This is a genomic window from Flavobacterium sp. PL02 (assembly GCF_035013205.1).
In the GTDB taxonomy this organism is placed as follows: domain Bacteria; phylum Bacteroidota; class Bacteroidia; order Flavobacteriales; family Flavobacteriaceae; genus Flavobacterium.
In genome coordinates this window covers 468362-482345 of the sequence record NZ_JAYGJP010000001.1, presented here as the reverse complement: position 1 = coordinate 482345, position 13984 = coordinate 468362, and the positions used below count along the sequence as shown (strand labels likewise).

Annotated in this window: 7 protein-coding genes; 2 read left to right on the top strand and 5 right to left on the bottom strand. The window is 33.8% G+C overall.

From position 1 onward, the window contains the following. Positions 1-547: 547 nt before the first annotated feature. Both SHI72_RS01995 and SHI72_RS01990 read left to right on the top strand, forming a co-directional pair. Complete coding sequence (locus SHI72_RS01995; protein ID WP_323488886.1) at positions 548-1981, top strand: alpha-amylase; 1434 nt, start codon at positions 548-550, stop codon at positions 1979-1981. A 174-nt stretch (positions 1982-2155) separates the two neighbouring features. Beyond that, the gene (locus tag SHI72_RS01990) at positions 2156-3745 is read left to right on the top strand and encodes a peptide chain release factor 3 (protein WP_323488885.1); all 1590 of its coding nucleotides are present in this window, start codon (positions 2156-2158) and stop codon (positions 3743-3745) included. Between the two features lie 271 nt (positions 3746-4016). Here the strand turns inward: SHI72_RS01990 and SHI72_RS01985 are convergent, their stop codons facing one another. From SHI72_RS01985 to rplJ, 5 genes are all read right to left on the bottom strand, one after another. Continuing rightward, on the bottom strand, positions 4017-4328 hold the full coding sequence (locus SHI72_RS01985; protein ID WP_039111368.1) for a DUF3467 domain-containing protein: 312 nt from the start codon (positions 4326-4328) through the stop codon (positions 4017-4019). An 11-nt stretch (positions 4329-4339) separates the two neighbouring features. Then, a complete protein-coding gene (rpoC, locus tag SHI72_RS01980; protein WP_039111369.1) occupies positions 4340-8650 on the bottom strand; it encodes a DNA-directed RNA polymerase subunit beta' in 4311 nt (1436 codons plus the stop codon). Between the two features lie 289 nt (positions 8651-8939). After that, positions 8940-12752 (bottom strand): DNA-directed RNA polymerase subunit beta, encoded by a 3813-nt coding sequence (gene rpoB, locus SHI72_RS01975; RefSeq protein WP_039111370.1) that lies wholly within the window; start codon positions 12750-12752, stop codon positions 8940-8942. A gap of 263 nt (positions 12753-13015) precedes the next feature. Then, the gene (rplL, locus tag SHI72_RS01970) at positions 13016-13384 is read right to left on the bottom strand and encodes a 50S ribosomal protein L7/L12 (protein WP_039111372.1); all 369 of its coding nucleotides are present in this window, start codon (positions 13382-13384) and stop codon (positions 13016-13018) included. 93 nt (positions 13385-13477) lie between these two features. Next, a complete protein-coding gene (gene rplJ / locus SHI72_RS01965; protein WP_039111374.1) occupies positions 13478-13978 on the bottom strand; it encodes a 50S ribosomal protein L10 in 501 nt (166 codons plus the stop codon). Positions 13979-13984: the final 6 nt, after the last annotated feature.

The window sequence follows — 13984 nt, the reverse complement described above, 5'->3', positions numbered from 1 at the left end:
TGTAAAGAAGCTTTATTATTTAGCATTAATGGCTTACAAATATAGTAAACCGTATATTTCAATATATATTTTAAATGTTCAGAAAATAAAAATCTTTACAAATCTAACAAACATTGCTTAATTATCTTATAACGAACAAAAATAACAATTCAATCACATAATACAAGTTTACTTATTACTATTAACAAAAAATTATATGCAACTAAAAAAATTCTCTTATTCAAGAATTAATCACATCTTATTTTTGAAACTATTTAGAAAACCCAACTAGCCTATATTTGATTAAACCCTATCCTAAAAAACTCAAAAAAGGCAAGTACAAACAGTTCATTTCTAACCAAATAAACAAAAGTTTTCAACACTACAACGTTTTCGCTTATTAAATAAAATCTCAAAGTAATTAGCTACATAAGTTTTACATACATTCGATATGTGATTATTAAAATTTAGCATTTAAAAACAGTAATTAAACAATTAATTGGCTAATTATTTAATTAATCACAATTTGATTACCCAAATCCTTAATTAACCTAAAAATCATTTAATTATGAAAAAACAAATTGTAAAACTTTATTTAATTACTGCTTTAACAGCATTTTTTTACTCCTGTAGCTCTAATGAAAATACAGAATCTGAAATTGCAGCAGCAAATTCTCAGTTCAAAGTAATAAATGTGACAAAGCATGATGGGCGCCCATTTAGCACAGGAACTCCTACTACAGGAAAATATGTTGCCAATCCTGGCGGTGGCGTAATGATGCAAGCATTTTATTGGGATGTTCCTGCTGGCGGTAACTGGTGGAATACATTAAATACCAAAATTACCGATTGGTCTAATGCCGGAATTGGCTCTATTTGGTTACCTCCTGCATCAAAAGCTCAAAATGGTGCTTTTTCTATGGGTTATGATCCTACAGATTATTTTGATTTTGGAGATTACAATCAAAATGGTTCTACAGAAACCAGATTTGGATCAAAAACAGAACTTGTAAGCTTAATCAGCAAAGTACATGCTGAAAATATGCAAGTATATGCCGATATTGTAATTAATCATAATAGTGGCGGGCAATCAGAAGCGAATCCGTTTACAGGAACTAATACCTGGACCAACTTTAGCGGAGTTGCTTCAGGAAAATTCACTCGTAATTATAATGATTTTTATAAAAACAGTTACGGTAATAATGACGAAGGTGCTTTTGGCGGTTTCCCTGATTTATGCCACGCAAATCCTCATGTACAAGATTGGTTATGGCTAAGAGCTGATGGAGTTGGTAAGTATTATAAAAACACCATGAAATTTGATGGATGGAGATTTGATTATGTAAAAGGATTTGGTGCTTGGGTTGTAAATTCCTGGAATGCTAATGTAGGCGGATTTTCGGTTGGCGAATTATGGGATTCGAATGTAAACGTATTAAATGATTGGGCTAATAATGCCAATAGTTCTGTATTTGATTTTGCTTGTTATTATAAAATGAATGATGCCTTTGATGGAAATAATCTTGCCGTATTAAATGATGATATGATGTGGAAAAGAAACCCATACAAAGCAGTTACTTTTGTTACGAATCATGATACTGATGAAATTTCTAATAAATTACTAGCCTATTCTTATATTTTAACTCACGAAGGATATCCAACTATTTTTTATAGAGATTATGAAGAATGGCTTGATAAAAACAAATTAAATAACCTTATCTGGATTCACAACAATAAAGCGACTGGAACAACTTCAATTTTATACGCTGATAATGACGAATATATCGCCCGCAGAAACGGATATAACGGAAACCCTGGATTAGTGGTATACATCAATAATTCGTCATCATGGCAAGAAAGATGGATTCAAACAAACTGGGCAAACACTCAGATAAAAGACTTTACAGGAAGTTCTAGTTGGCTTCCTACAACTCAAGCTGATCAATGGATAAAAATTCAATGTCCTCCAAAAGGATACACTGTTTGGTCGATTAATAATTAATTATTACCTAAAAATATATTTAATTTTGAGGCTGATTATTTAAATCAGCCTCTTTTTTATTCAAATAATCAAATAATAGCAACGAATTTTATAAACTAAACGGACTTAAATAAGAAGCTAATATTTTTATTAAGCCGTAATTAATAGTACTTTTGCAAACTATTGATATTAAATATGAGCTTTTTAAAAGAAATACAACGTAGAAGAACATTTGGAATTATTTCGCATCCCGATGCTGGAAAAACAACATTAACCGAAAAACTATTGTTATTTGGGGGTGCTATCCAAGAAGCAGGTGCTGTAAAAAACAATAAAATAAAAAAAGGAGCTACGAGTGATTTCATGGAAATCGAGCGTCAGAGAGGAATTTCGGTTTCTACATCTGTATTAGCCTTTAATTATAAAGATAAAAAAATTAACATCCTTGATACACCTGGACACAAGGATTTTGCAGAAGATACTTTTAGAACTTTAACCGCTGTAGATAGTGTAATTGTTGTAATAGACGTTGCAAAAGGGGTTGAGGAACAAACGGAGAAATTAGTTGCTGTATGTAGAATGCGTAAAATTCCGATTATTGTTTTTATAAACAAATTAGATCGTGAAGGTAAAGATGCATTTGATTTGATGGATGAAGTTGAACAAAAATTAGGCTTAACTGTAACTCCATTAAGTTTCCCTATTGGTATGGGATATGATTTTCAGGGAATCTATAACTTATGGGAGCAAAATATCAACTTATTCAGTGGAGATAGCCGTAAAAACATTGAAGAAACTATAGCTTTCTCTGATGTTCAAAACCCTGAACTAGAAAAAATCATTGGTCAAAAACCTGCTGATAGACTACGTGAAGAATTAGAATTAATTGATGAAGTTTATCCTAAATTTGATCGTCAGGATTATTTAGACGGAAAATTACAACCAGTCTTTTTTGGTTCTGCATTAAATAACTTTGGAGTACGTGAATTACTAGATTGTTTTGTTACTATCGCTCCTTCACCAAGACCTAAAGATTCTGAAACTCGTTTAGTTGATCCAACTGAAGAAAAAATGACTGGTTTTGTATTTAAAATACACGCCAATATGGATCCTAAACACAGAGACCGTTTAGCATTTATAAAAATTGTTTCGGGTACTTTCGAAAGAAACAAACCGTATTACCACGTTCGCCAGAAAAAGAACTTAAAATTTTCTAGTCCGAATGCATTCTTTGCAGAGAAGAAAGAAATTGTAGATATTTCGTATCCTGGTGATATTGTTGGTTTACACGATACAGGAAATTTTAAAATTGGTGATACCTTAACTGAGGGTGAAATAATGAGTTTCAAAGGAATTCCAAGTTTCTCTCCAGAACATTTTAGATACATTAATAATGCCGACCCAATGAAAGCTAAGCAATTAGATAAAGGTGTTGACCAATTAATGGATGAAGGTGTTGCACAGTTATTTACTCTTGAAATGAACAACCGTAAAGTAATCGGAACTGTTGGAGCACTACAATATGAAGTAATCCAATACCGTTTGGAACATGAATATGGTGCAAAATGTACGTATGAAAACTTCCCTGTTCACAAAGCTTGTTGGGTAAAACCTGATGATGCTAAAAATGATGAATTCAAAGAGTTCAAACGTATCAAGCAAAAATTCTTAGCAAAAGACAAATACGGTCAATTAGTATTTTTAGCAGATTCTGACTTTACAATACAAATGACTCAAAATAAATATCCAAGTGTAAAATTATTTTTCACTTCTGAATTTGAATAATTATCTGATTCAACGTTATATAAAAAAAGCGCTACTTTTAAAAGTAGCGCTTTTTTTGAATCTGAATTAATAAAATAACCTCGAGTATTCAATTTTAGGAACTTGCAAGTTAAAAAAATGTGCGCTCAAGGCGAAATTTAATCGATAAAGCGAATTAAAATCGGATAAAGTACTTATTAGAATAAATTCAAGAAACCTTTTTTGATTAAAACATAAATTTCAAATTCTCTTATATAAAAAAAGCTCCATTTCTGGAGCTTTTTTATTTAAATTATGCTTGTCCTGCTGGACCGAAGTTAAGCGGTATTGGTGCTTGTTCAGTTTCTTTGATTTCGCCATGAGCGGCTTCAAAGCGATGAATATTTTCACCAATTGCTCTTAACAATCGTTTAGCATGTTGTGGTGTCAAGACAATTCTTGACTTTACCTTGGCTTTAGGAATACCTGGCATAATGCTTACAAAATCTAAAACAAATTCTGAAGAAGAATGATTGATAATTGCTAAATTAGAATAAATTCCTTCAGCGATTTTTTCATCTAACTCAATATTAATTTGCTCTTGTTGTTGATTCGGATTACTCATAGTTTCCTAAATTAATAAATATATTCTTCTTTATTAGCCATCATTTCATTGTAATCATCTTTAGAACCTACAATTGTATGATCGTATTCTCTCATACCTGTTCCTGCAGGAATTCTATGTCCAACAATTACATTTTCTTTCAATCCTTCTAAGTAATCTACCTTACCTGCTACTGCAGCTTCGTTAAGTACTTTAGTTGTTTCTTGGAAAGAAGCAGCAGAAATAAATGATTTAGTTTGTAGCGAAGCTCTTGTAATACCTTGTAAAACTGGCGTTGCAGTTGCAGTAATTACATCTCTAGCTACAACTAGATTTTTATCTGTACGTTTTAATAATGAATTTTCATCACGTAAATCACGAGGAGAAATAATCTGACCCGCTTTTAATACGCTAGAATCTCCAGCATCTTCAACAACTTTCATTCCGTATAATTTATCGTTTTGAACGATGAAATCTTTAGTATGAATTAGTTGATCTTCTAAGAATAAAGTATCACCTGGATCTTGTACTCTTACTTTACGCATCATCTGACGAATAACAACCTCGAAGTGTTTGTCATTGATTTTTACCCCTTGTAAACGGTATACCTCTTGAATTTCATTTACCAAGTACTGTTGAACAGCAGCTGGACCTTGAATTCTTAAAATATCGTCTGGAGTAATAGCACCGTCTGACAATGGTACACCTGCTCTAACGAAGTCATTCTCCTGAACTAGAATTTGGCTTGATAATTTAACCAAGTATTTTCTAATGTCACCAAATTTAGATTCGATAACAATCTCACGGTTACCTCTTTTGATTTTTCCAAAAGAAACAACTCCATCAATTTCAGAAACTACAGCTGGGTTTGAAGGATTACGAGCCTCTAACAACTCTGTAATTCTTGGTAAACCTCCGGTAATATCTCCTGATTTAGAAGAACGACGTGGAATTTTTACCAATACTTTACCAGCTTTAATTTTCTCACCATTTTCAACCATCAAGTGGGCTCCAACAGGTAAGTTATAAGAACGAATCAATTCACCTTCTTTACCGTAAACCAATAAAGTTGGGATTAATTTTTTAGCTCTAGATTCAGAAATTACTTTTTCCTGGAATCCTGTTTGCTCATCAATTTCAACCATGAACGATTGTCCTTGCTCTAAATCTTCGTAAGCTATTTTACCAGTAAACTCAGAAACGATAACTCCATTATATGGATCCCATTTACAAATTACATCACCTTTAACAACCGATTGACCATCTTTAACAAAGATACTTGAACCGTAAGGAATGTTGTTTGTACTTAATAAGATACCTGTTCTTTCATCAATTAATTTTAATTCGGTAGAACGAGAAACTACAATATCAACTGAGTTACCTTCGTTATCCTCACCTTTAACAGTTTTTAAATCTTCGATTTCTAGTTTACCGTTAAATCTTGTAACGATGCTAGACTCCTCAGAAATACCACCCGCAACCCCTCCAACGTGGAAAGTACGTAATGTTAACTGTGTACCTGGCTCTCCAATAGATTGAGCTGCAATTACTCCAACTGCTTCTCCTCTTTGAGTCATTTTACCAGTAGCTAAGTTTCTACCGTAACATTTAGCACAAATACCTTTAAGCGCTTCACAAGTTAATGGAGAACGAACTTCAACTTTCTCTACTGGAGAAGCTTCAATCGCTTTCATTATAGCTTCTGTGATTTGCTCACCAGATCTAACTAAATAGTCACTTGTTAAAGGATTAATTACATCTTGCAATGCAACACGTCCTAAAATTCTTTCTCCTAATGATTCTACAATCTCCTCATTCTTTTTCAATGCAGAAACTTCAACACCTCTAAGAGTACCACAATCCTCAATGTTAACAATAACATCTTGAGAAACGTCATGTAATCTTCTAGTTAAGTAACCAGCATCGGCAGTTTTAAGAGCCGTATCCGCAAGACCTTTACGAGCACCGTGAGTAGAGATAAAGTACTCAAGGATAGAAAGACCTTCCTTAAAGTTAGAAAGAATCGGGTTTTCAATAATCTCACCACCACCAGCAGTAGATTTTTTAGGCTTAGCCATCAAACCACGCATACCAGTTAACTGACGAATCTGTTCCTTAGAACCCCTCGCCCCAGAGTCAAGCATCATATATACCGAGTTGAAACCTTGTTGGTCTTCTCTAATATTTTTCATTGCTAACTCAGTTAATTGAGCATTTGCAGAAGTCCATACGTCAATAACTTGGTTGTAACGTTCGTTATTAGTAATAAGACCCATGTTATAATTCACAGAAATACCTTCAACTTGCTCTCTGGCATCTGCAATTAATTTTGTTTTTTGTTCTGGAATTCTAATATCACCAAGAGAGAATGATAAACCTCCTCTAAATGCGAATTTATACCCCATATCTTTCATATTGTCCAAGAAGGCAGCCGTCATAGGTACATTGGTAGCGCTTAAAACGTGTCCAATAATATCTCTAAGGTTTTTCTTAGTCAATACATCATTTATGTATCCTGCAGCTTCTGGTACCACTTCATTAAACAATACACGACCAGCGGTAGTTTTAATAATCTGATACACTAATTCTCCAGCTTCATTAAAATCTTTTGCTCTAATTCTCACTGAAGCATTCAATTCTAATCTTCCTTCATTTAATGCAATATTCACTTCTTCTGCAGAGTAAAAAGTTAAGCCTTCACCTAAAATTTTATGATCTGGAGTAGAAAGACGCTCTTTGGTCATATAGTATAGACCCAAGACCATATCCTGAGAAGGTACAGTAATTGGCGCACCGTTAGCAGGGTTCAAGATATTGTGAGAAGCCAACATTAACAATTGAGCTTCCAAAATAGCCTCTGGTCCTAATGGTAAGTGTACCGCCATTTGATCCCCATCAAAATCGGCATTAAATGCCGTACAAACTAACGGGTGCAATTGGATTGCTTTTCCTTCAATTAATTTTGGTTGGAATGCCTGGATACCTAATCTGTGTAACGTAGGAGCACGATTCAGTAATATTGGGTGACCTTTAATTACATTTTCAAGGATATCCCAAACTACAGGCTCTTTTTTGTCTATAATTTTCTTAGCAGATTTTACCGTTTTAACAATACCTCTTTCTATCAATTTACGGATAACGAAAGGCTTGTAAAGCTCAGATGCCATATCTTTAGGGATACCACATTCGAACAATTTTAATTCTGGTCCAACAACAATTACCGAACGAGCAGAATAATCCACACGTTTTCCTAAAAGGTTTTGACGGAAACGTCCTTGTTTACCTTTTAATGAATCTGATAATGATTTTAATGGTCTGTTTGATTCTGTTTTAACTGCAGAAGCTTTACGAGTGTTATCAAATAATGAATCTACAGATTCTTGTAACATACGTTTTTCGTTTCTTAAGATAACTTCTGGAGCTTTAATCTCCATTAATCTTTTCAAACGGTTGTTACGTATAATTACACGACGGTATAAATCATTTAAATCTGAAGTTGCAAAACGACCTCCATCAAGTGGCACAAGCGGACGTAATTCTGGTGGAATAACTGGAACCACTTTCATAATCATCCATTCTGGACGGTTTTCGCGGTTTAAGTTAGACTCACGGAAAGACTCAACTACTTGTAATCTTTTTAATGCTTCTGTTTTACGTTGTTTAGATGTTTCATTGTTAGCACTGTGTCTTAGTTGGTAAGATAACTCATCTAAGTCGATACGTGCTAATAAATCCATAATACACTCTGCTCCCATTTTGGCAACAAATTTATTAGGATCAAAATCATCTAAATATTGATTGTCCTGAGGAAGAGAATCTAAAATATTTAAATATTCTTCTTCAGTTAAAAAGTCTAATCTTTGTAAAGATTCGCCATCTGCATTTTTAGCAATACCTGCTTGAATTACTACGTATCTTTCGTAGTAAATAATCATATCTAATTTCTTAGAAGGAAGTCCAAGGATATAACCAATTTTATTAGGAAGAGAACGGAAGTACCAGATATGAGCAATAGGCACAACAAGGTTGATATGTCCTACTCTATCACGACGTACTTTTTTCTCAGTAACTTCAACACCACAACGGTCACATATAATACCTTTGTAACGAATTCTTTTGTATTTACCACAAGCACATTCAAAATCCTTAACAGGTCCGAAGATTCTTTCGCAAAAAAGTCCGTCACGTTCTGGTTTGTGAGTTCTGTAGTTTATTGTTTCTGGCTTTAAAACCTCTCCTCTTGATTCTTTCAAGATAGATTCTGGTGAAGCCAATCCAATAGAGATTTTATTAAATCTTTTAACTGGATTTTTATCTTTATTATTATTTCTATTATTCATCATAGTTTTTACTATTGATTTATTTGCTATTAAAAATTGATTTTAGATTATAATCTACATCTTTTAAAAGTTACCTTATAAAAGAGTTAAATCATTACGCTGCTACCTCGGGTTACTTCTCTAAACTTCAAACTCAATTTTTGAAGCGCTAGTTATAAAATGCCTTGCATTGTTATAAAAAATCGGAACGGGTTACGGGTATAAATCTTAAAAACTTTAATTCTGGTAAACAGTTTCAGTCCCAGTTTTCAGCGTTGAACTGAATACTGAGACTGTGACTGATAACTTATATTTATTCTTCTAGACGAATATCAAGTCCTAGACCTTTCAATTCGTGCATCAATACATTGAATGATTCTGGTAAACCTGGTTCTGGCATAGACTCTCCCTTAACGATTGCTTCGTAAGTTTTAGCTCTACCAATAACGTCATCCGACTTAACAGTTAAGATTTCACGTAGTGTACTTGATGCTCCATAAGCCTCAAGTGCCCAAACCTCCATCTCTCCAAAACGCTGACCTCCAAATTGAGCTTTACCTCCAAGTGGTTGTTGAGTAATCAACGAGTATGGTCCGATAGAACGTGCGTGCATCTTATCATCTACCATGTGCCCTAATTTCAACATGTAAATTACACCTACAGTTGCTCTTTGGTGGAAACGTTCTCCAGTTCCTCCATCATATAAATATGTATGACCGAATCTTGGTATTCCTGCTTCGTCAGTCAATTCATTGATTTGATCTAAAGTAGCACCATCAAAAATTGGAGTAGCAAATTTTCTACCTAAATTTTGTCCAGCCCAACCTAAAACCGTTTCATAAATCTGACCAATGTTCATACGAGATGGTACCCCAAGTGGGTTCAATACGATATCTACAGGTGTTCCGTCTTCAAGGAAAGGCATATCTTCATGACGAACGATTCTTGCAACAATACCTTTGTTACCGTGACGTCCTGCCATTTTATCCCCTACTTTCAACTTACGTTTTTTAGCAATATAAATTTTTGCTAATTTCAAGATTCCAGCTGGTAATTCATCTCCAACAGTAATAGTGAATTTCTCTCTTCTTAAAGATCCTTGTAAGTCATTCAGCTTAATTTTATAGTTATGAATTAAATCATTAACCATTTTATTAGTAGCATCATCAGCAACCCATTGACCTTTACTTAAGTGAGCAAAATCTTCTACAGCATAAAGCATTTTTTGAGTATATTTTTTACCTTTTGGTAAAACTTCTTCACCCAAATCATTCATTACACCTTGAGATGTTTTACCGTTAACGATCAAGAATAATTTTTCAACCAATCTGTCTTTTAATTCAACAAATTTAGTTTCAAATTCCATTTCTAAAGCGCCTAAAGCATCTTTATCTTGTGTACGTTTACGTTTATCTTTTACGGCTCTTGCAAATAATTTTTTGTCAAGAACTACACCATGTAAAGAAGGAGAAGCTTTTAATGAAGCATCTTTAACATCACCTGCTTTATCACCGAAGATTGCACGAAGCAATTTCTCTTCAGGAGTAGGATCTGATTCTCCTTTTGGAGTAATTTTTCCGATAAGAATGTCGCCAGGCTTAACCTCTGCTCCAATTCTAATCATACCGTTTTCATCTAAATCTTTAGTAGCTTCTTCAGAAACGTTAGGAATATCATTAGTTAACTCTTCGTTACCTAATTTTGTATCTCTAACTTCTAATGAATAATCATCTACGTGAATTGACGTAAAGATATCATCACGAACTACTTTTTCAGAAATTACAATCGCATCCTCAAAGTTATATCCTTTCCATGGCATGAACGCAACTTTTAGGTTACGACCTAAAGCTAATTCTCCATTTTGTGTAGCATATCCTTCTGACAATACTTGACCAAGTGCAACTCTATCACCTTTCTTAACGATTGGTTTCAAGTTAATACTTGTTCCTTGATTGGTTTTTCTAAATTTAATTAGATTATATGTTTTTTCATCAGACTCAAAACTAACCATTCTTTCTTCTTCAGAACGATCGTATTTAATAGTAATGATGTTTGCATCAACATATTCTACTGTTCCATCACCTTCAGCATTGATCAATACTCTAGAATCAGACGCAACCTGACGCTCTAAACCTGTTCCTACAATAGGAGCTTCAGGGCGAATTAAAGGTACTGCCTGACGCATCATGTTTGATCCCATCAAGGCTCTATTCGCATCATCATGCTCTAAGAAAGGAATCAAAGATGCAGAAATAGAAGCAATTTGATTTGGAGCAACGTCTGTATAATCTACCTGAGTTGGTTCGATTACTGGGAAATCACCTTCCTGACGCGCAATTACGTTATCAGCAATAATTTTTCCTGTTGCATCCATTTCGATGTTTGCTTGTGCAATCATCATTCCTTCTTCTTCTTCAGCACTTAAATATACTGGAGTAGTTTCAAGATCCACAACACCGTTAGTTACTTTACGGTAAGGTGTTTCGATGAATCCCATTCCGTTAACTTTAGCATAAACACCAAGAGATGAAATCAAACCAATGTTTGGTCCCTCTGGAGTTTCAATTGGACATAAACGTCCGTAATGCGTATAGTGAACGTCACGTACCTCGAAACCAGCTCTTTCTCTAGAAAGTCCACCAGGTCCAAGTGCAGATAATCTTCTCTTGTGCGTAATCTCAGCTAGTGGATTCGTTTGATCCATAAATTGAGATAACTGGTTAGTACCAAAGAAAGAGTTGATAACTGATGATAATGTTTTAGCATTAATCAAATCAATTGGTGTAAACACCTCGTTATCTCTAACGTTCATTCTCTCACGAATAGTTCTAGCCATACGCGCTAAACCAACACCGAATTGTTGAGACAATTGTTCTCCAACTGTTCTAACACGACGGTTTGATAAGTGATCAATATCATCAATCTCTGCTTTAGAGTTGATTAACTCGATCAAATATTTTACAATGGTAATGATATCTTCTTTGGTAAGCACTTGCTTTTCCATTGGGATATCTAAACCAAGTTTTTTGTTCATTCTATAACGACCAACTTCACCTAAGTTATAACGTTGATCAGAGAAGAACAATTTATCTATAATACCACGAGCAGTTTCCTCATCAGGCGGTTCAGCGTTACGCAACTGACGGTAAATGTGCTCAACAGCTTCTTTTTCAGAGTTTGTTGGATCTTTTTGTAATGTATTGTGGATAATAGCATAATCTGCTTGATTATTATCCTCTTTATGTAACAAAATAGATTTAACGTTAGAATCGATGATTTCTTCAACATTATCTTTGTCGATAATAGTATCTCTATCAAGGATGATTTCGTTACGTTCGATAGAAACTACCTCACCAGTATCTTCATCTACGAAATCCTCGTGCCAAGTGTTTAATACACGTGCAGCAAGTCTTCTTCCAATATATTTTTTAATTCCTGTTTTAGAAACTTTAATTTCTTCAGCAAGGTCGAAAATTTCAAGGATATCCTTATCTCTTTCGAATCCAATTGCACGGAATAAAGTTGTAACAGGTAATTTTTTCTTTCTATCGATATAAGCGTACATTACGCTATTAATATCTGTAGAAAATTCTATCCAAGAACCTTTAAAAGGAATTACTCTGGCAGAATAAAGTTTTGTTCCATTTGCGTGGAATGATTGACCAAAGAAAACCCCTGGAGAACGGTGTAATTGAGATACTACTACACGCTCAGCACCATTGATAACAAAAGTACCGCTTGGAGTCATATAAGGTATTGTTCCAAGATAAACATCTTGTACAATAGTTTCAAAATCTTCGTGTTCTGGATCAGTACAATATAGTTTTAACCTAGCTTTTAAGGGCACACTATAAGTAAGACCTCTCTCTATACATTCTTGAATTGTATAACGTGGTGGATCAACAAAATAATCTAGGAACTCCAATACAAAGTTATTTCTTGTATCTGTGATTGGAAAGTTTTCCATGAAGGTGTTGTACAACCCTTCGTTGCCTCTTTCGTCAGATTTAGTTTCTAATTGAAAAAAATCTTTAAAAGATTTAACCTGAACATCTAGGAAATCTGGATATACAGGAATATTTTTTGTAGAGGCAAAATTCAATCTTTCAGTCTGATTTGTTATCATCAATGGACAAAATTTTGATTAAAAAAAAGTAATTTTTTGTGTAAAAACACACTGTTTAATCTATACTTTCTTATTATAATCAATACATCTTTAAAAATAAACTGACACAATTCTGTTTAATTTTTTTTCTTCGTATTGATCAAAAACTTTTTCGTATTTTAAACTATTTGATAATAAAACTTGTTATATTTTATTATACGAAAAATGGTTTAGGCCATTGAGATAACTCAAGACCTAAACCTAGTTCTTAAAACTGAGTTGAATTATTTAAGCTCAACTACAGCTCCAGCTTCTTCTAATGATTTTTTAAGACCTTCAGCCTCTTCTTTAGAAACACCTTCTTTAACGTTACTTGGAGCACTATCAACTACATCTTTAGCTTCTTTAAGACCTAAACCTGTAAGTTCTTTTACCAATTTAACTACAGCTAATTTAGAAGCACCAGCTTCTTTTAATACAACTGTAAATTCAGTTTGTGCTTCTTCAGCAGCTACATCACCACCAGCAGCAACTACAACAGCTGCAGCAGCAGGCTCAATACCATACTCGTCTTTTAATATTGTTGCTAATTCGTTAACTTCTTTAACTGTTAGGTTAACTAATTGTTCTGCGAATTGTTTCAAATCTGCCATTTTTTCTATCGTTTAAAATGATTTGTAAAATATAATTATTTATTGTGCGCTATTTAAGCAGCAAGGAAATAAGCTCCCTCGCATTTATAGTTATTATGCTTCTGCCTCTTCGCTGTTTGCGAATTGGTTTTGTAAAGCAGAGATAACTCTTTGAGCTGGAGATTGAAGTAATCCAATAAGTTCTCCAAGAAGTTCTTCTTTAGATTTGATAGTTGCTAACGCATCTAATTGATCATCTCCAATGTAAACTTCTGAATTAATATACGCTCCTTTTAAAACTGGTTTATCAGATTTCTTACGGAAATCTTTGATAATTTTTCCAGGTGCATTTGCAACATCTGAAATAAATATAGCGCTATTTCCTGTCAATACTGAAGGTAAATCACCATAGTCATTCGCAGAAGCTTCCATTGCTTTTGCAAGCAAAGTATTTTTAACAACCTCTAATTTAATACCTGCTTTAAAACAAGCTCTTCTCAAGTTTGAAGTTGTTTCTGCGTTTAATCCAGAAATATCAGATACATAAATAATATTTGTACCAGCTAACTGTGCAGTTAAATCTTCAATCGCGATTGATTTTTCTTCTCTAGTCATACTAAA